The organism is Edwardsiella sp. EA181011 (genome assembly GCF_000800725.1).
GTDB classification, from domain to species: Bacteria; Pseudomonadota; Gammaproteobacteria; order Enterobacterales; family Enterobacteriaceae; genus Edwardsiella; species Edwardsiella anguillarum.
The window spans coordinates 382,688-402,846 of the sequence record NZ_CP011364.1 but is presented as its reverse complement, the minus strand read 5'-3'; the positions used below and the strand labels follow the sequence as shown (position 1 = coordinate 402,846).

Annotated in this window: 13 protein-coding genes and 1 pseudogene; 11 read left to right on the top strand and 3 right to left on the bottom strand. The window is 61.2% G+C overall.

The window, feature by feature from the left end; translation table 11 throughout:
• Positions 1 to 210: 210 nt before the first annotated feature.
• The 9 genes and pseudogenes from nudF to metH all read left to right on the top strand — a co-directional run bounded on the left by nudF (position 211) and on the right by metH (position 13,367).
• Complete coding sequence (nudF, locus tag QY76_RS01840) at positions 211 to 840, top strand: ADP-ribose diphosphatase (RefSeq protein WP_034163046.1); 630 nt, start codon at positions 211 to 213, stop codon at positions 838 to 840.
• A 111-nt stretch (positions 841 to 951) separates the two neighbouring features.
• Positions 952 to 1,065, top strand: a pseudogene (locus QY76_RS19140) (DUF1249 domain-containing protein); the annotation flags it as partial.
• 156 nt (positions 1,066 to 1,221) lie between these two features.
• Positions 1,222 to 2,049: a 3',5'-cyclic-AMP phosphodiesterase gene (cpdA, locus tag QY76_RS01835; RefSeq protein ID WP_034163045.1), complete on the top strand. Its 828-nt coding sequence runs from the start codon at positions 1,222 to 1,224 to the stop codon at positions 2,047 to 2,049.
• 2 nt (positions 2,050 to 2,051) lie between these two features.
• Positions 2,052 to 2,633 carry an esterase YqiA gene (gene yqiA / locus QY76_RS01830; RefSeq protein WP_045427817.1) on the top strand — a complete coding sequence of 194 codons (582 nt, stop codon included), beginning with the start codon at positions 2,052 to 2,054 and terminating at the stop codon, positions 2,631 to 2,633.
• A gap of 106 nt (positions 2,634 to 2,739) precedes the next feature.
• Positions 2,740 to 4,635 carry a DNA topoisomerase IV subunit B gene (gene parE / locus QY76_RS01825; RefSeq protein ID WP_034163043.1) on the top strand — a complete coding sequence of 632 codons (1,896 nt, stop codon included), beginning with the start codon at positions 2,740 to 2,742 and terminating at the stop codon, positions 4,633 to 4,635.
• 185 nt (positions 4,636 to 4,820) lie between these two features.
• On the top strand, positions 4,821 to 7,097 hold the full coding sequence (gene parC, locus QY76_RS01820) for a DNA topoisomerase IV subunit A (RefSeq protein ID WP_045427814.1): 2,277 nt from the start codon (positions 4,821 to 4,823) through the stop codon (positions 7,095 to 7,097).
• 92 nt (positions 7,098 to 7,189) lie between these two features.
• Positions 7,190 to 7,933, top strand: a complete 744-nt coding sequence (locus QY76_RS01815) for a 1-acylglycerol-3-phosphate O-acyltransferase (protein ID WP_034163041.1) — start codon at positions 7,190 to 7,192, stop codon at positions 7,931 to 7,933.
• Positions 7,934 to 7,981: 48 nt separating this feature from the next.
• Positions 7,982 to 9,400 carry a cell division protein FtsP gene (gene ftsP, locus QY76_RS01810; protein WP_045427810.1) on the top strand — a complete coding sequence of 473 codons (1,419 nt, stop codon included), beginning with the start codon at positions 7,982 to 7,984 and terminating at the stop codon, positions 9,398 to 9,400.
• A 262-nt stretch (positions 9,401 to 9,662) separates the two neighbouring features.
• The gene (metH, locus tag QY76_RS01805; protein WP_045427807.1) at positions 9,663 to 13,367 is read left to right on the top strand and encodes a methionine synthase; all 3,705 of its coding nucleotides are present in this window, start codon (positions 9,663 to 9,665) and stop codon (positions 13,365 to 13,367) included.
• Between the two features lie 47 nt (positions 13,368 to 13,414).
• Here the strand turns inward: metH and lysC are convergent, their stop codons facing one another.
• Positions 13,415 to 14,764, bottom strand: a complete 1,350-nt coding sequence (lysC, locus tag QY76_RS01800; protein WP_045427805.1) for a lysine-sensitive aspartokinase 3 — start codon at positions 14,762 to 14,764, stop codon at positions 13,415 to 13,417.
• Positions 14,765 to 15,580: 816 nt separating this feature from the next.
• Between lysC and pgi the strand changes: the two genes are divergently transcribed.
• Positions 15,581 to 17,230, top strand: coding sequence for a glucose-6-phosphate isomerase (gene pgi / locus QY76_RS01795; RefSeq protein ID WP_045427802.1), 1,650 nt, complete (start codon positions 15,581 to 15,583; stop codon positions 17,228 to 17,230).
• Positions 17,231 to 17,290: 60 nt separating this feature from the next.
• Here pgi and QY76_RS01790 read toward each other — a convergent pair whose 3' ends face one another.
• Positions 17,291 to 18,538 carry a dicarboxylate/amino acid:cation symporter gene (locus QY76_RS01790; RefSeq protein WP_034163036.1) on the bottom strand — a complete coding sequence of 416 codons (1,248 nt, stop codon included), beginning with the start codon at positions 18,536 to 18,538 and terminating at the stop codon, positions 17,291 to 17,293.
• Positions 18,539 to 18,772: 234 nt separating this feature from the next.
• Here QY76_RS01790 and psiE point away from each other — a divergent pair, with 234 nt between their 5' ends.
• Positions 18,773 to 19,180: a phosphate-starvation-inducible protein PsiE gene (gene psiE, locus QY76_RS01785; RefSeq protein ID WP_012847085.1), complete on the top strand. Its 408-nt coding sequence runs from the start codon at positions 18,773 to 18,775 to the stop codon at positions 19,178 to 19,180.
• Between the two features lie 88 nt (positions 19,181 to 19,268).
• Here the strand turns inward: psiE and malG are convergent, their stop codons facing one another.
• Entirely contained in the window at positions 19,269 to 20,159 is an 891-nt protein-coding gene (malG, locus tag QY76_RS01780; protein ID WP_045427799.1) for a maltose ABC transporter permease MalG, read from the bottom strand.

Genomic DNA, 20,159 nt, shown 5'->3' with positions numbered 1-20,159 from the left:
TTCCTTGTTATGCAGAAAATATGGTTAGCGTGGCACAGACCTAACGTCTTAGACTGCCAATTTTACCAGAGAGCTTCCTCTGGGACGGGTGGCCGAATGTGCCATTCTTGCTAAATCATCCAAGTTTAAGAGCGCTAACCGTCTCGCTAAAGTGTACGACTTGCTTAGGTTCAGGTCCGGTGCTCTTTCAATCAGTAAGGATATTACGTTATGTGTGTCGACAAACCCAGCCCCGTCACCTTCGGCAAAGATGATGTGGAAATTATTGCACGGGAAACCTGCTACCGTGGTTTTTTTTCACTCGATCGCTACCGTTTCCGTCACCGTCTGTTTAACGGCGAAATGAGCGGCGAAGTGGTGCGCGAGGTCTTTGAGCGCGGTCACGCGGCGGTGCTGTTGCCCTATGATCCGCGCCGCGATGAGGTGGTCTTGATTGAACAGCTGCGCATGCCTGCCTACACCAGCAGCCGCACGCCCTGGCTGCTGGAAATGGTCGCGGGAATGATTGAGGCGGGTGAAAGCGTAGAGCAGGTGGCCCGGCGTGAGGCGCAGGAGGAGGCCGGGATTACCGTGGGGCGCTGCCAGCCGGTGCTGAGCTATTTGGCGAGTCCGGGAGGTACCAGCGAGCGGTTGTCCATTGTGGTCGGCGAGGTTGACGCAGCCACGGCATCCGGGGTGCATGGGCTGGCGGAGGAGCATGAGGATATTCGTGTCCACGTGGTCAGCCGTGAGCAGGCATATCGCTGGGTAGAGCAGGGCATTATCGACAACGCGGCGTCGGTGATCGCCCTGCAGTGGCTGGCTCTGCATCATCAGCGTTTGCGGGCGCAGTGGGCCTGAGCGGACGGCGAGCGAGCAGAGCTGTAAAAATTCAGACGCTCAGGGGATTGCCGGATCGGCGCGAGAGCCGATACCATTAACGCGACAGTCTCTGCCCCGGGAGCGTTCCGGCACGCATACCGTGTTATGGAATTGTGTGCAATACAGCAGATCTCCCGATTTAAAGCACGTTATGATAACCCGAATAAAAAGTTGCATCAGTGCGATGAAATGCATCAAATTAACTGGATTTCGGCAAGCGAATGCTCCGCAGGGTTGGGCGCAGATGCCGGGGGGAGCGTATGCCGAGCGTTTTTTTAACTGTTCATTTCGATTTAGCCGTGTAACCGCCGTTTTGCAGGTTCTGACAGACTCAAGTCATAAAGTCATAAAGGACGTTATTTGGAAAGCCTGTTTCATCTGGCCGTAGCGAGTGGGGCGCCGGTCAGATTATTGCAAATTACTGATACCCACCTATTTGCAGGGCAGCAAGAGACCCTGCTGGGGGTCAATACCTACCGCAGCTATCAGGCCGTGCTGGCGGCGATCCGCGCCGAGGCGCATCCGTTCGATCTTATCGTCGCGACGGGAGACCTCGCGCAGGATCACTCCGCTGCCGCCTATCAGCATTTTGCCGCAGGTGTTGCCGCGCTGCACAGGCCTTGCCTGTGGCTGCCGGGGAATCATGATTTTCAGCCAGCGATGGTCGACACGTTGGCGCAGGCCGGTGTACATGCGAACAAGCGGGCTCTGCTGGGGGACCGCTGGCAGATCGTCTTGCTGGACAGCCAGGTCGTTGGCGTGCCACACGGCGAGCTGAGCGATTATCAGCTCGAGTGGCTGGAGCAGACGCTGGCCAGCGAACCGCAGCGTCACACGATGCTTCTGCTGCACCATCATCCGCTGCCCTCAGGCTGTACCTGGCTGGATCAGCACAGTCTGCGCAATGCGCACGCGTTGGATGAGATCCTGCGGCGCTATCCCCAGGTCAACACGCTGGTGTGCGGCCACATTCATCAGGAGCTGGATCTGGACTGGAACGGCTGCCGCCTGCTGGCGACGCCGTCGACCTGCGTTCAGTTCAAACCGCTGTGCACTAATTTTACCATCGATACCATTTCTCCGGGCTGGCGCTATCTGACCCTGTATCCTGACGGGCGCGTGACCACGGCGGTGCATCGCCTGGCCAGCAGTGAGTTCAGGCCGGATTTGGACGCAGACGGCTATTGATAATGCCTACTCTTCTCTATCTTCACGGTTTTAACAGTTCTCCCCGCTCAGCCAAAGCGACGGCGCTACAGCGCTGGCTGGCCGAGCACCACCCGCAGATAACCATGCTGATCCCGCAGCTGCCGCCGTACCCTGCCGATGCGGCGCAGATGCTGGAGGAACTGGTGATGGAGCGCGCGGGGCGCACCCTGGGGCTGGTGGGCTCCTCTCTAGGGGGGTACTATGCTACCTGGCTTTCCCAGTGTTTCACCCTGCCGGCGGTGGTGATTAACCCGGCGGTAAAGCCCTTTGAGCTGCTGCTGGACTTTTTGGGACAGAATGAGAACCCCTACACCGGGCAGCAATATGTGCTAGAGTCTCGCCACGTCTTTGATTTGAAGGTGATGCAGGTGGACCCTCTGGAGTCACCGGATCTGATCTGGCTGCTGCAGCAGACCGGCGACGAAGTTCTGGATTACCGTCAGGCCGTGACCTACTACACGCCATGCCGCCAGACCATTGAAGAGGGGGGGAGTCACGCCTTCGTCGGGATTGAGCGCTTTTTCCCGCAAATCATAGACTTTTTGGGGCTGAACGCGGAATAGCGCGCCGTCGCCCTATACCGACGGGTGGGTAAAGCAGGGGACGCGCTAACGGTATCCCCTGCTTTTCCCATCTGATTGACAAATATCTACTTTTACGAATCATAAGATGACGCAATCCAGCTATAACGCTGACGCCATTGAGGTGCTCAGCGGTCTTGAACCCGTGCGCCGCCGTCCGGGAATGTATACCGATACCACCCGCCCCAACCATTTGGGTCAGGAAGTGATCGATAACAGCGTTGATGAGGCGCTGGCCGGTCACGCGACGCGTATTGAGGTGATCCTGCACCCCGATCAGTCGCTGGAGGTGATCGATAACGGGCGCGGAATGCCGGTCGACATTCACCCAGAGGAGGGCGTTCCGGCCATTGAGCTGATCCTGTGCCGCCTGCACGCCGGGGGAAAATTCTCCAACAAGAACTACCAGTTTTCCGGCGGCCTGCACGGCGTGGGGATTTCAGTGGTCAACGCTCTGTCCCGCCGGGTCGAGGTGGGTGTACGCCGCGATGGTCAGATCTATCAGATGGCGTTTGAGAACGGTGAAAAGGTGGAGGATCTGCACGTCAGCGGTACGGTGGGGCGGCGTAATACCGGCACCAGCGTACACTTCTGGCCCGATGCGCAGTTCTTTGACTCCGCTCGCTTCTCGGTTTCGCGTCTGACCCATTTGCTGAAGGCGAAAGCGGTGCTGTGCCCCGGCGTGGAGATCCTGTTCCGCGATGAGGTCAACGGCAGCGAACAGCGCTGGTGCTATCAGGATGGCCTGACCGACTATTTGATGGAGTCGGTTAATGGCCTGGTGACGCTGCCGGAGCAGCCGTTTACCGGCGCCTTTGCCTCCGATACCGAGGCGGTCGACTGGGCGCTGCTGTGGCTGCCCGAGGGCGGGGAGCTGCTGACGGAGAGCTACGTTAACCTGATACCGACCCCACAGGGCGGAACCCACGTTAACGGCCTGCGTCAGGGGCTGCTGGATGCGATGCGTGAATTCTGCGAGTTCCGTAACCTGCTGCCGCGCGGCGTCAAGCTGACCGCCGACGACATCTGGGAGCGCTGCGCCTATGTGCTGTCGGTCAAGATGCAGGATCCGCAGTTTGCCGGGCAGACCAAAGAGCGCCTCTCCTCACGCCAGTGCGCCGCCTTCGTCTCCGGGGTGGTCAAAGATGCCTTTAGTCTGTGGCTGAACCAAAACGTTCAGTCGGCCGAACTGCTGGCCGAGCTGGCGATTAACAGCGCCCAGCGCCGCATGCGTGCGGCAAAGAAGGTGGTGCGTAAGAAGCTAACCAGCGGACCCGCACTGCCGGGTAAGCTGGCGGACTGTAGCGCCCAGGATCTGAACCGCACCGAGCTATTCCTGGTGGAAGGGGATTCTGCGGGCGGTTCGGCCAAGCAGGCGCGCGATCGTGAATACCAGGCGATCATGCCGCTGAAGGGAAAGATCCTGAATACCTGGGAGGTCTCCTCCGACGAGGTGCTGGCGTCGCAGGAGGTGCACGATATTTCGGTCGCTATCGGCATCGATCCGGACAGCGATGACCTCAGCCAGCTGCGCTACGGCAAAATCTGTATCCTGGCGGATGCGGACTCGGACGGACTGCATATCGCCACGCTGCTGTGCGCGCTGTTCGTCCGCCACTTCCGTCCGTTGGTGCAGGCGGGCCACGTCTATGTCGCGATGCCGCCGCTGTACCGTATCGATCTCGGCAAAGAGGTGTTCTATGCCCTGAGCGAGGAGGAAAAGGCCGGAGTACTGGAGCAGCTGAAACGCAAGAAAGGCAAGCCCAATGTGCAGCGCTTTAAAGGGCTGGGCGAGATGAACCCGCTGCAGCTGCGTGAAACCACGCTGGATCCCAATACCCGCCGTTTGGTACAGCTGGCCATTGAGGATGAGGATATGGAGCGTACCGTTGCCGTCATGGATATGCTGCTGGCCAAAAAGCGCGCCGAAGATCGCCGCAACTGGCTGCAGGAAAACGGCAATCTGGCTGAGCTGGACGTGTGACGCGCCCCGCCATACATCCGACAGGCTGCCCGCGGGTGGCCTGTTCTGTTTTCTCCTGAAACGGCGCCGCCCTGGGTGACGCGCTGTGACAGTCGGGCAAAAAATACGTTACTATCGCGGCCATTGCATGATTTTACTGCGATCGTCTGTCCTGCGGGACAGTGGCCGCGTCCAGAGGATGACCAATGAGCGATCTGACTCATGACAACAGTGAGCGTGTAGCGCTCCATGCGTTTACTGAAGACGCCTATCTGCAATACTCCATGTACGTCATCATGGATCGCGCGTTGCCCTTTATCGGCGACGGGCTGAAGCCGGTTCAGCGCCGCATCGTGTATGCGATGTCTGAGCTGGGACTTTCCGCCAGCGCAAAATTTAAAAAATCGGCGCGCACCGTCGGCGACGTGCTGGGCAAGTATCATCCCCACGGCGACAGCGCCTGCTATGAGGCGATGGTGCTGATGGCGCAGCCCTTCTCCTATCGCTATCCGCTGGTGGATGGGCAGGGGAACTGGGGGGCGCCGGACGATCCGAAATCGTTCGCGGCGATGCGTTATACCGAATCACGTCTGTCGCGCTACGCGGAGATTTTGCTCAGCGAGCTGGGCCAGGGCACGGTGGACTATGTCGCCAACTTCGATGGCACGCTGCAGGAGCCTAAATTCCTGCCGGCGCGGTTGCCCAATATCCTGCTGAACGGCACGACCGGCATTGCTGTCGGCATGGCGACGGATATTCCGCCGCACAACGCGCGCGAGGTCGCGGCGGCGCTGGTGGCCCTGCTGGACAATCCGCAGAGCTCGCTGGACGATCTGCTGACGCACATTCAGGGACCGGATTTCCCGACCGAGGCAGAAATCATCACGCCGCGTGACGAGATCCGCAAGATCTACCGCACCGGTCGCGGATCGGTACGCATGCGGGCGGTATGGCGCAAAGAAGAGAGCGAGATAGTGATCAGCGCCCTACCGCATCAGACCTCCGGCGCCAAGGTGCTGGAACAGATCGCCAGCCAGATGCGCGCTAAGAAGCTGCCGATGGTCGACGATCTGCGCGATGAGTCGGACCATGAGAATCCGACCCGTCTGGTGATCGTACCGCGCTCTAACCGGGTCGATCTCGATCAGTTGATGAATCACCTGTTCGCCACCACCGATCTGGAAAAAAGCTACCGTATCAACATGAATATGATCGGTCTGGATCGGCGTCCGGCGGTGAAAGATCTGCGCGAGATCCTCAGCGAATGGCTGAGCTACCGCCGTGAGACGGTGCGTCGCCGTCTGAACTACCGTCTGGAGAAGGTGCTGAAGCGCCTGCATATTCTGGATGGCCTGCTGTGCGCGTTTTTGAATATCGACGAGGTGATCCACATCATCCGCAGCGAGGATGAGCCCAAGCCGGTGCTGGTGGCGCGTTTTGGCCTCAGCGATACCCAGGCTGAAGCGATTCTGGATCTCAAGCTGCGTCACCTGGCCCGCCTGGAAGAGGTGAAGATCCGGGGCGAACAGGACGAGCTGGCGCAGGAGCGGGATCGTCTGCAAACGCTGCTGGCCTCCGAGCGTAAGCTGGGCACGCTGATCAAGAAAGAGATCATGGCGGATGCCGACACGTACGGCGACGCGCGGCGTTCACCGCTGCAAGAGCGTTCTGAAGCACGGGCGATGAGCGAGCACGACTTTGTCCCGAGCGAGCCGGTGACCATCGTCCTGTCCGAAGGGGGCTGGGTACGCAGCGCCAAGGGACATGATATTGATCCGAGCGGACTGAACTATAAGGCGGGCGATGCTTTCCGCGCCGCCGCGCGTGGCAAAAGCAACCAGCCGGTGGTCTTTATCGACTCCAGCGGACGCAGCTATGCCCTCGATCCGCTGACGCTGCCGTCGGCGCGCGGGCAGGGTGAGCCGCTGACCGGCAAGCTGGCGCCGCCGCCGGGGGCGACCGTCGAACACGTGCTGATGGCTGCGGACGATCAGAAGCTGCTGATGGCCTCCGACGCAGGCTATGGCTTTGTCTGCACCTTTAGCGATCTGGTCGCGCGTAACCGCGCAGGCAAGGCCATGCTGACGCTGCCGGAAAATGCCAAGGTGCTGGCGCCGCTGGAGATTAACGGTGACGATGACATGCTGCTGGCCATTACCGAGGCCGGCCGGATGCTGATGTTCCCGGTGCACGATCTGCCGCAGCTCTCCAAGGGCAAGGGGAATAAGATCGTCTCCATCCCCGCGGCGCAGGCCGCCGCCGGTGAGGATACGCTGAAATGGCTGCTGGTGCTGGCGCCGCAGACATCGCTGACGCTGCATGTCGGTAAGCGTAAGCTGGTGATGAAGCCGCAGGATTTGCAGAAGTTCCGCGCCGAACGCGGGCGTAAGGGAACCCTGCTGCCGCGGGGGCTGCAGCGCATTGAGCGGGTGGATGTGGACGCGCCGCAGTCGCTGCGTCTGGACGCCGACGGCGACGCGTAATTCCAAGGCCGCCCAGCGGCGGCCGGAGAGGGCCAGCGCCGCGGCTACCGTGCCCCGGGCGCCTGGCCCGGTATTCTGTTTATGAGGTTGTTATGCTATTCATTTTCCGGGTCATACTGATCACGCTGCTGTGCCTCGTTATCTGTATTGTCGGTTCGCTGTACTGCCTGTTCAGCCCGCGCAACCCGCGCCACGTCGCGCGCTTTGGCCACTGGTTTGGCCGCTTATCGCCGCTGTTTGGCCTGAAGGTTGAAACGCGCCTGCCGCCGGATGCCGCAACCTATGGCAACGCCATCTATATCGCCAACCATCAGAACAACTACGACATGGTGACCGCCTCGAATGCGGTGCAGCCGAACACGGTGACCGTCGGTAAAAAGAGTCTGGTCTGGATCCCCTTCTTTGGGCAGCTGTACTGGCTGACCGGTAACCTGCTGATCGACCGTAAGAACCGTACCAAGGCGCACAATACCATCGCCGCCGTGGTGGAGCAGTTCCGTACCCGCCGCATCTCATTCTGGATGTTCCCCGAGGGGACCCGTAGCCGCGGGCGTGGCCTGATGCCGTTTAAGACCGGGGCATTCCACGCGGCGTTGGCCGCCGGGGTGCCTATCATACCGATCTGCGTTTCCAGCACCCACGATAAGGTGAAGCTAAATCGCTGGAATAATGGCGTGGTGATCGTGGAAATGCTGCCGCCGATCGATACCAGTCGCTGGGGTAAAGATCAGGTACGAGAGCTGGCGGAGCACTGTCGCACCCTGATGGCCGAAAAGATAGAGCAGCTGGACGACGAAGTCGCGGTGCGCGAGGCGCAGGCGGCTAAACGCGACTGACGTCGGCGCGGTCTGGCCGGACGCTATTTTTGATTTACGGGAGAAGTTATGTCACTCAGTCGACGTCGGTTTATTCAGGCCTCCGGGCTGGCGCTGTGCGCCGGCGGACTGCCGCTACAGGCTCGGGCGAGTGGGGTACAGGCCGTGCTGCCGGTGCCGCCGTTGTTGGAATCACGCCGCGGTCAGCCGCTGTTTCTGTCGCTGGAGCGCACGCACTGGGCCTTCATGGGGGGGCGCAAAGTGGGCACCTGGGGCGTGAACGGCGTGTATCTGGGGCCGACGGTCAGAGTGCACAGCGGTGACGATGTGAAGCTGATCTACAGCAATCGGTTGAGCGAGTCCGTGGCGATGGAGGTCGCCGGCCTGCTGGTGCCCGGTCCTCTGGCCGGGGGACCTGCGCGCCAGATGTCGCCCGGGGTCGACTGGTCTCCGGTTCTGCCCATTCGCCAGGCAGCGGCGACGCTGTGGTATCACGCGGATACCCCACGCCATATGGCGCCCCAGGTCTATAGTGGCCTGGCCGGCCTCTGGTTGGTGGAGGATCAATACAGCAAGAATGCACCGCTGCCGAATCACTATGGGGTGGATGATTTTCCGCTGATCCTGCAGGACAAGCGCCTGGATAACTTTGGGGTTCCCGAATACGATCCCCCCTCCTCCGGCGGCTTTCTGGGCGATACCCTGCTGGTCAATGGCGTGCAGGACCCCTATGTTGAGGTATCGCGCGGATGGGTACGTTTGCGCCTGCTCAACGCCTCCAACGCGCGACGCTACCTGCTGCAGCTCTCCGATGGGCGTCCCTTCTTCGTGATCGCCAGCGATCAGGGGCTGCTGCCGGCGCCGCTGCAGGCCGATACCCTGCCGCTGGCACCGGGCGAGCGCCGGGAGGTGCTGATCGACATGAGCAAAGGCGAGGAGGTCGCTATCACGGCCGGCGAGGCCGCCGGGATAATGGATCGCCTGCGCGGGCTGTTTGAACCGTCGTCGATGCTGGTGTCTACCCGGGTGTTGACCCTGCGTCCTACCGGTCTGCTGCCGCTGATGACCGATACTCTGCCAGCGCGTCTGGCCGCCGATCCGCTGCCGGAGGGGGACGTCGTCAATAACCGCAGCATCATGCTGGGCAGCGCCTCCAGCCCGGGGATTAACGGGGCGCTGTGGGATCCGGGACGGATCGATGTCCAGGCGCGCCAAGGCACCTGGGAACGCTGGACGGTGCGTGCCGATACGCCGCAGTCTTTCTACATTCAGGGGGCCCAGTTCCTGGTGAAAAGCGTCAACAACGCGCCGCCGCTGGTGGAGGATCGCGGCTGGAAAGACAGCGTCTGGGTTGACGGCGACGTCTCGCTGCTGGTCTATTTCCCGCAGCCCTCATCCGAACACTTTCCGTTTCTGTTCTACAGCGGAACCCTGGAGCTGGCCGATCGCGGTAGCGTCGGCCAGATGGTGGTTCAGCCGGCCCAATAGCGGTCGATCTCCCCCGCGGACGCGGTGCGCCGTCCGCGGGGGCGCCCATCGACGGCGCGCGCTTGCCGCCTGTGCGCCGGATCTGCCCCCTGCGCCATCGTGCACCGTTGACGATCCCTCTGCCATTCACCCTGTCCTCCGCTACATGAAAAAGCCTCAACTGCCGCGCCGTCGCTATCCACTTCAGCTGTGCTAGGATGGAAAAAACGGCGGTTTTGCGGGTAAAACCGTCAGCGGGCTTATCGGGCAGCGTGCTGCCGACATGACGGGACAAGGAGTGAGTGTGAATACGACGCATGAACGGTTGCGCCGCCGGCTGGAGAAACGGATTTTAGTATTGGATGGCGGTATGGGAACCATGATCCAGCGCTACGGGCTGAGCGAACAGGATTTCCGCGCCGAACGCTTTGCCGAGTGGCCCTGCGATCTGAAGGGAAACAACGATCTGCTGGCGCTGACCCGTCCCGATATCATCAGCGCGATTCATTATGCCTACCTGGAGGCGGGCGCCGACATTCTGGAGACCAACACCTTCAACGCAACGCGCATCGCCATGGCGGATTACCGCATGGAGGAGCTAGCGCCAGAGATAAACTACCGGGCGGCCTGCCTTGCGCGGGCCTGTGCCGATGAGTGGACGGCGCGCACGCCGCACCAGCCGCGCTTTGTGGCGGGTGTGCTGGGGCCGACCAACCGTACGGCGTCGATCTCGCCGGAGGTTAACGATCCCGCCTGTCGCAATATTACCTTCGATCAGCTGGTGGCGGCCTATCGCGAGTCGGCGCGGGCGCTGATTGAGGGGGGCGTCGATCTGCTGATGATCGAAACCGTCTTTGATACCCTGAATGCTAAGGCGGCGGTCTATGCGCTGGAGTGCGAGTTTGCCGCGCTGGGCGTTACGCTGCCGGTGATGATCTCCGGCACCATTACCGATGCCTCCGGGCGCACCCTGTCGGGGCAGACGACCGAGGCATTTTATAACGCCTTGCGCCACGCCCGTCCGCTCTCTTTCGGTCTGAACTGTGCTCTGGGGCCGGAGGATCTGCGCCAGTACGTGGCGGAGCTGTCCCGGGTTGCCGAGTGCCATGTCAGCGCCCATCCCAACGCCGGGCTGCCCAATGCCTTTGGGGAGTATGATCTGTCGCCGCAGGCGATGGCGCAGCAGATTGCCGAATGGGCCCGCGCGGGCTACCTGAATATCGTCGGCGGCTGCTGCGGCACCACGCCGGAGCACATTGCCGCCATCAGCCGGGCGGTGCAGGGCATCGCGCCGCGCGTCCTTCCCGCGCTGCCGGTGGCCTGCCGTCTGTCTGGCCTGGAGCCGCTGACGATCGATGAAACGAGTCTGTTCGTCAACGTGGGCGAACGTACCAACGTGACCGGCTCAGCTAAGTTTAAGCGACTGATTAAAGAGAATAAATATGATGAGGCGCTGGACGTGGCGCGTCAGCAGGTGGCGAACGGCGCGCAGATCATCGATATCAATATGGATGAGGGTATGCTGGATGCCGAGGCGGCGATGGTTCGCTTCCTCAACCTGATCGCCGGCGAGCCGGATATCGCCCGGGTGCCCCTGATGATCGACTCCTCTCGCTGGTCGGTGATCGAGGTGGGGCTGAAGTGCATCCAGGGGAAAGGCATTGTCAACTCGCTCTCCCTCAAAGAGGGAGAGGCGAACTTTCTGCAGCACGCCCGTCAGGTGCGCCGCTTTGGCGCCGCGCTGGTGGTGATGGCCTTCGATGAGCAGGGGCAGGCGGATACCCGGGAGCGTAAGGTGGCCATCTGCCGTCGCGCCTATCAGCTGCTGACCGAGCGTATCGGTTTCCCGCCCGAAGACATCATCTTCGACCCCAATATTTTTGCCGTGGCCACCGGCATTGAAGAGCACAGTAACTATGCCGTCGATTTTATCGCAGCCTGTGCGGAGATTAAGGCGCTATTACCTCACGCCCTGATCTCTGGTGGGGTGTCGAACGTCTCTTTTTCTTTCCGCGGTAACGAGGCGGTGCGTGAGGCGATCCACGCGGTCTTTCTGTATCACGCGATTCGCCACGGCATGGACATGGGGATCGTTAACGCCGGACAGTTGGCTATCTATGACGACCTGCCGGACGATCTGCGTACGGCGGCCGAGGCGGTGATCCTGAACCGGGGACCCGATGCCACCGATCGCCTGCTGGCGCTGGCGGAGCGCTACCGCGACACGCAGGGCAGCGCGCAGGCGGAGGGGCCGCAGGCTGAGTGGCGCAGCTGGCCGGTGGCTCAGCGCCTGGAGTATGCCTTGGTCAAGGGCATCGGCGAGTTCATTGCGCAGGATACCGAGGCGGCGCGTCTGGAGGCCGATAGGCCGATTGCGGTGATCGAGGGGCCGCTGATGGCGGGGATGAATCGGGTCGGCGATCTGTTTGGCGACGGTAAGATGTTTCTGCCGCAGGTGGTGAAATCGGCGCGTGTGATGAAACAGGCGGTGGCTTATCTGTCGCCGTTTATCGAGGCCAGCAAGCAGCGCGGCAGCAGCGCCGGTAAGGTGCTGCTGGCGACGGTGAAAGGCGACGTACACGACATCGGCAAGAACATCGTCGGCGTAGTGCTGCAGTGCAATAACTATGAAATTATCGATCTGGGGGTGATGGTGCCCGCCGAACGTATCCTGCGGGTGGCGCGCGAGGAGCGGGTCGATATCATCGGGCTGTCGGGGCTGATCACCCCCTCCCTGGATGAAATGGTCAACGTGGCCAGCGAAATGGAGCGGCAGGGGTTCACGCTGCCGCTGCTGATCGGCGGGGCGACGACCTCCAAGGCGCATACGGCAGTAAAGATTGCCCCCGCCTACGGCGGGCCGACGGTCTATGTGCAGAATGCGTCGCGCACCGTCGGCGTAGTGGCAGCCCTCCTGTCGGAGGCGCAGCGAGGTCCGTTTATCGAGCGGACGCGCCGGGAGTACGATGCGGCGCGTGCCCAGCATGGTCGCCAGACGCCGCGCACGCCGCCGGTGACGCTGGCACAGGCGCGCGCCAATGGCGTCGTCACCGACTGGTCCGCCTGTCCGCCCCCGGTGCCGCGGCGCTTAGGCGTGCAGACGGTGCAGCCGGGGATTGGGCGTCTGCGCGACTATATCGACTGGACGCCGTTTTTCCTCACCTGGTCATTGGCCGGGAAATACCCGCGTATCCTGCAGGATGAGGTGGTCGGCGAGGAGGCGCGGCGCCTGCTTGCGGATGCCAATGGGTTACTGGATACGCTGGAGGCGTCCGGCAGCCTGACGCCGCGCGGGGTGTTTGGCCTGTTCGCGGCAAACCGGCGGGGGGACGATGTGCTGATTTACCGCGACGAGAGCCGCCGCGAGGTGCTGGCCATCAGCCACCATCTGCGTCAGCAGAGCGATAAAAGCACGGGGCCCAACTACTGCCTGGCCGACTTTATCGCCGCGGCGGATGACGGTATCGCTGACTATATCGGTGCCTTTGCCGTGACCGGCGGGCTGGAGGAGGAGGCGCTGGCGCAGACCTTTGATGCGCAGCACGATGATTATCATAAAATCATGGTGAAGGCGTTAGCCGACCGTCTGGCGGAGGCCTTTGCCGAATACCTGCATCAGCAGGTGCGCAAAGTGCACTGGGGCTATGCCGCCGATGAGGCGCTGGACAACGAGCAGCTGATCCGCGAAAACTATCGCGGCATTCGTCCGGCGCCGGGCTATCCGGCCTGTCCGGAGCACAGTGAAAAGGCCACGCTGTGGCGTCTTTTAGACGTCGAACGCCATACCGGCATGCGGTTGACGGAGTCTTACGCGATGTGGCCGGGCGCCTCGGTGTCTGGCTGGTACTTCAGCCATCCCCACAGTAAGTACTTTGCCGTTGCGCGCGTGCAGCGCGATCAGGTGGCGGACTATGCCGCGCGCAAAGGGATCCCGCTGGCGGAGGCCGAGCGTTGGCTGGCGCCCAATCTGGGCTATGAGGTGGAGTAAGCCCCCGCTTATCCGGCCCCGTGGGGCCGGATAAGCGTCCCACCGGGCTATTCGAACAGGCGTGCGTGCAGGGTGCGCACTACCGCATCGGCATCGCTGCCCGGCACCAGGAAGCACAGGTTATGGCTGCTGGCGCCGTAGCAGATCATGCGGATATTGAACGGCTCCATCGCGCCGAATACCCGGCGGCCAACGCCGCAGGCACTGCTGAGCTGGTTACCGATCAGCGCTACCAGCGCTAAATCCTCCTCAACCTCGACCCGGCACAGGGCGGAAAGTTCGGTCAGCAGGGCGCTGGTCAACAGGCTGGCGCCGCCGGTACAAGAGCCGGTGGTATCCAGCGTCAGCGCGATACTAACCTCTGAGGTAGTGATCAGATCCACGGAGAGGCGGTGGCGGGCCAGAATACCGAACACCTCGGCCAGAAAGCCGCGGGCGTGCAGCATATTCAGACTGTGCAGCGTCAGCAGCGTCTGGCTGCGCCGCAGCGCCAGCGCGCGGAACAGCGGAGGCTGCGCGCTTTTATTGCATACTAGGGTGCCGCCGGCGCCGGGATCGCGGCTGGAGCCGACGAAGACCGGGATATCGCTGCGCACCGCCGGCAGTAGGGTGGCCGGGTGCAGTACCTTCGCACCGAAGGTCGCCATTTCGGCCGCCTCGGAAAAGGCGATCTCATCGATGCGCCGAGCGGCGGGAACGATGCGTGGATCGGTGGTATAGATCCCCGGCACATCGGTCCAGATATCGACGCGCGCCGCGTCCAGCGCCTCGGCCAGCAAGGCGGCGGTATAGTCGCTGCCGCCCCGTCCCAGGGTCGTGGTGCGTCCTTTGCACTCGCTGCCGATAAACCCTTGGGTAATGATCAGGTGCTTGGTCAGGCGCGGCGCCAGAGACTGCTGCGCCAGCGCCTGCAGCTGTTCCCGATCCGGCTCGGCTTTGCCAAAGCGGTCATCGGTGCGCATGATCCTGCGGATATCAAACCACTCAACGCTGACGCCACGAACGCGCAGCAGCTCGCTGAACAACAGCGTCGACATCAGTTCACCGTGGCTGACCAGCTCATCCGTCAGCGCCGCGGAGGTGGCCAGCGCCGCGGCTTCGGCCAGCATGGCGATATTTTCCAGCATGCGCTCAATTTCACTGCGTACCACGGCGCCGTCGGGGAGCGCAGCCAGGATCGCGTCGTGAATTCGGCGGATCTCGCCTATCAGGCGCAGCCGTTCTGCGTTCTCCTGACCCTCGGCCAGCGCAATGAGGTGGTTGGTGACGCCCGCGGCGGCCGAAAGCACCACCACGCGTACGGCGGGATTGGAGAGAATGATGTCAGCGCAGCGCAGCATGGCGTCGGCGTCGGCTACGCTGGTGCCGCCAAACTTTGCAATGATTGTCTGTTGCATGTGATGCCTCGTGTCAGGGGCCGGTGTCCGTGTTGTCCGGCGGGTCATTCCATTAGCCCGGCGCCGGGCGCGCGCTAAACGGTACGGGGCGGCATACGCGCGCTCCGCAGGTACTCCACCTTACCGCGCCTTTCACCGTGGCAGGGGTACGAGGTGACAGCCCAAGGGGGTGCCCAGATGGCCGCTGCGCGGTTGCCCGGCGAGCCGGGTCAGCTGGCGATGCCGGGGCCGGCGTACCGCCACGATAGGCGCAGACAGGCCTGTACACGGGATGTACAGGGCATTTTTAGAAATAACGGCTTATGCCGGGTGTGTCAATGGCATTGGGATGAGTGATTTTCAATTTGACCTGCGCAGTATTACCGTTACTGATTATTGTTTTTATCATATTGAAATATATGAAATAAAATCAATTGCTTGATCATTAGGTCTCGCGAGTCAACGGCGTATAGACATCGTATCCGCTAATCTTGATGCCTAAAAAATCGCCGCTGTCTCTTGGCGTCCCGGCCGTTCACCCCCGTGGACTCCCGCGGATGACGCCGTGATTTTCCACGTGGGAAACAATGGTTGCTGAATGGAGTCAGTATCAGGCAGTATCAGGGGTGAGAGTTTTAGTCGATCGCAATAAAAGGGATCGCAACACGGCGTGAAATGGATACAATTTAACGCACGTAGGAAAAGATGAACCGGTACCCTATGCCGTCATCCCTGTCGTTCCCGGGAGCGGCGATTATCCGGAATGTGCGGGGCGCGTTCAGCCGCTGAACGGCGCCTCGGAAACCACCGACCGTTACTCAAGCATAAGGCGTCGCTATGAAAAATATCAACCCGACCCGTACTGCTGCCTGGCAAGCGCTGCAGCAGCATTTCGAGCAGATGAAGTCCGTGCAGATGCGCGATCTGTTCGCCGCGGATGCCGACCGTTTCTCTAAGTTCTCTGCTACCTTCGACGATCAGATGCTGGTCGATTACTCCAAGAACCGGATTAACGCAGAGACCCTGGAAAAGCTGCAGGCGCTGGCCCGTGAAACCGATCTGCAGGGCGCCATCGCCGCCATGTTCGCCGGTGAGAAAATCAACCGTACCGAGGACCGCGCCGTGCTGCACATCGCGCTGCGCAACCGGAGCAACACGCCGATCTGCGTTGACGGTAAAGACGTGATGCCGGAGGTTAACGCCGTACTGGCCAAGATGAAGCAGTTCTGTGCCCGGGTGATCGACAGCGAGTGGCGGGGCTACACCGGTAAGGCGATTACCGACGTGGTGAATATCGGTATCGGTGGTTCCGATCTCGGCCCTTACATGGTGACCGAGGCGCTGCGCCCTTACAAAAATCACCTGACCATGCATTTTGTCTCCAACGTCGACGGTACGCACATCGCTGAGACGCTGCAGCGGTTGAACCCGGAGACGACCCTGTTCCTGGTGGCCTCAAAGACCTTCACCACCCAGGAGACCATGACCAATGCCCACAGCGCCCGCGACTGGTTCCTGCAGGCGGCCGGCGATGAGCGTCATGTGGCCAAGCATTTTGCCGCGCTGTCCACCAACGCGCAGGCGGTGGCGGCGTTCGGTATCGATACCGCCAACATGTTTGAGTTCTGGGACTGGGTCGGTGGCCGCTACAGCCTGTGGTCAGCCATCGGACTCTCTATCGCTCTGAGCATCGGCTACGATAACTTCGAGCTGCTGCTGGCCGGCGCCCATGCCATGGACCGCCACTTTGCCAGCGCGCCGCTGCAGCAGAATCTGCCGGTACTGCTGGCGCTGATCGGCATCTGGTATAACAACTTCTTCGGCGCCGAAACCGAAGCCATTCTGCCCTATGATCAGTATATGCACCGCTTCCCGGCCTATTTCCAGCAGGGCAACATGGAGTCGAACGGGAAATATGTCGATCGCGACGGTCAGGCCGTGGATTACCAGACCGGCCCCATCATCTGGGGCGAGCCGGGTACCAACGGCCAGCACGCGTTCTATCAGCTGATCCACCAGGGTACCAAGCTGATTCCCTGCGACTTTATCGCGCCGGCCATCAGCCATAACCCGCTGGGCGATCATCACAGCAAGCTGCTGTCCAACTTCTTTGCCCAGACCGAGGCGCTGGCGTTCGGTAAATCCCGTGAAGCGGTAGAAGAGGAGTTTGCCAAGGCGGGCAAGAGCGCAGCAGAGGTACAGCATATCGTGCCGTTTAAGGTGTTTGAGGGGAACCGCCCGACCAACTCCATCCTGCTGCGTGAAATCACGCCGTACAGCCTGGGGATGCTGATTGCGCTGTATGAGCACAAGATCTTCACCCAGGGCGCCATACTGAACATCTTCTCCTTCGATCAGTGGGGGGTTGAGCTAGGTAAACAGCTGGCCAACCGTATCCTGCCGGAGCTGGAGGATGCGCAGCCGGTACGCAGCCACGATAGTTCGACCAATGCCCTGATCAACCGTTTCAAGGCCTGGCGGGCATAACGCCGCGCAGCCAAAGAAAAACCCGGACTTGTCCGGGTTTTTTTACGTCTGGCGCCGGCGTTACTCCGCCGTTTCCCATCGGCGCTGTAGCCACGCCTTACCCTCAACAAAGCGGGTGACCAGCATGGCGCAGACCGTATTGCCGGTGGAGTTCAGTAGGGTGGCCGGAATATCGATGATGGTGCTGATGATCATGATGGTGCCGACCAACTCCGGCGAAAAGCCGAACACGGCGCAGATCATCAGTTCGCCGGTCATGCCGCCGCTGGGAATAGCCCCCATGACGGCGCCGACTAGGAACGCCACGCTGATGATGGCCGCGATGCTCATCGGATCGCTCATGTCGCGGCCGAACAGCGTGAACAGAAAGACGATCTTGATGATGCCGCCGATAACCGAGCCGTCCTTATGGGTGTTGGCACCCAGCGGGATCACCGTCTCGGCGATATCCGCCGGTACGCCCATCTTCTTGCTGGCCACCAGGTTGACCGGAATGCAGGCGGCGCTGGAAGCGGTGGCGATGGCGGTGATGGCCGGTGTAAATACGTTGCCCCAGAACAGGCGAACGGCGGGGCGCCCTCCGGCGATAAAGGCGTACAGCGTATTGGCGCCGAAGAAGTAGATCACCGTCAGCACCACGTACAGCAAGAAGGCATTCAGATAGCCGTGGATGATTTGCGGCCCCAGCGCGCCGACCGTGGCGGCGAAGTAGCAGCCCAGCCCCAGCGGCGCTGCGTACATAATGATCTTGACCATTCTCAGGATCACCGTGGTGCCGGCGCTGAGAAACTGGGCGACGGGACGGCCCTGCTCGCCGCTGAAGGCCGTAGCCAGGCCGAACAGGATAGAGAAGACGATGAGCGGTAGCAGATTGGACTTAGTAAACAGCTGTAGAAAATCGGGTACGGTGAAGGTGGAGACGATCACCTCGCCCAGCCCCTTGCTCTGTTCCTGCGGCGCCGGAGGCAGGTGGGCGATCAGCGACTGAGTATCCACGTTGTGGAACGGGTTAAACAGATGGGTGGCGACAAAGCCGATCAGCGCGGCGAACAGGGCGGTGGCGATGAAAACCGAGAAGACCGTTCCCATTATTTTGCCCAGGCGCGACATCTGCCGCATGTCGGCGATAGAGGAGGCGATGCTGAGGAATACCAGCGGAACGATCACCACGAACATCAGGTTTAGGAACAGTTCGCCGATGGGTTGAACCAGGGTCGCCCGTTCGCCAAACAGGACGCCGGCCAGCCCGCCGAGGATAATGCCCAGCAGCAGGCAGAGGGTAAACGTATAGTGTCGGAGTATATGCATTGTGTGGGAATCTCAGTCGAGCCTTTTCTTGCTACCGCGCGGCGGCGGAGGGTGTGTTGATCCTGACGGATTATGCTCATTATCAGCCCTTGTCGCCGCCGGCGCCAAATTTGTGTGGCGCTCGCCGCGCCGCACGCGACGCCGACGGGTTTTTTGGCGCAGGGGGATAGACGGCAAAACGGCAATATTGTTAACTAGCTCACATTATACAGCTATTACGCAAGGAGTTACTTTATGCCGGGAACCGAGCGCGCAAACCGTGTCGCCACGGTATTGCAGTGGATACTGAATATCGGCCTGATGGCGCTGGCGGCGATTCTGGTGATCTTTCTGGCGAAGGAGACGTTCACGCTGGCCGGGGTGCTGTTTGACGCCAACCAGAACGCGTCGACCTATATGCTGGTGGAAGGGATCGTGATCTATTTTCTGTACTTCGAGTTTATTGCATTGATTGTTAAATATTTTCAATCAGGCTATCACTTTCCGCTGCGCTATTTTATCTACATCGGCATCACGGCGATCATCCGATTGATCATCGTCGATCACGAGAGCCCCAACGATACGCTGATCTATTCGTTCGCCATTTTGGTGCTGGTGATCGCGCTGTATCTAGCTAACACCGATCGTCTGAAGCGCGAATAGACGCCGTAGGATAGGGGTATAAAAAGGGCGGCCCGCAGGCCGCCAGTTACGCACACAGGTTACTGCTTTTTTAAGGGTAACGCATAAACTAGCCTTTCACGCCGCCGGCGGTCAGACCGCCCACCAGCCAACGCTGCGCCAGCAGGAAGACGGCGGTTATCGGCATCGCCGACAGCACCGCCGCCGCGGCAAAATCCCCCCACAGGTAGTTTTGCGGATTGAGATACTGCTGCATGCCGACCGCCAGCGTATAGGTATTGACGTCGCGCAGCAGCAGCGAGGCGACCGGCACCTCGGTGATGGCGGCGATAAAGGAGAGGATGAACACCACCGCCAGTATCGGTACGGAAAGCGGCAGCAGCACCAGACGGAACGCCTGCCACGGCGTGGCGCCATCCAGCGCCGCCGCCTCCTCCTGCGAGCCGTCGATGGTTTCAAAGTAGCCCTTGATGGTCCAGACGTGCAGGGCGATGCCGCCCATATAGGCAAAGATGACGCCCCCCAGGGTATTTAGGCCGAGGAACGGCACGTACTGGCCGATCCGATCGAACAGGGCATACAGCGCGACCAGCGACAGTACCGCCGGGAACATCTGGAAAATCAGCATCCCTTTCAGCAGCGAGGATTTGCCGCGGAACCGCATGCGAGCGAAGGCATAGGCGCAGGTGGTGGAGAGCGCCAGGATGCCCAGCGCGGTGGTGACCGCGACCTTGATCGAGTTCCACAGCCACAGCAGCACGGGGAACGGCGGCGGGGTCACGCGGCCGTCCGGCGCCGTCACGCTGATACCCAGCGCCAGCTTCCAGTGCTCCCAGGAGATCTGGTCCGGGATCAGGCTGCCGGTGGCAAAGTTGCCGGCGCGCAGCGAAATGGCGATCACCATCAGCAGAGGGAACATGATCAGCGCGATAAACAGAATCATCAGCAAATGGGTGAGCCACAGGCGATAGCGCAGGGATTGGGGTTGAACCATGGCCAT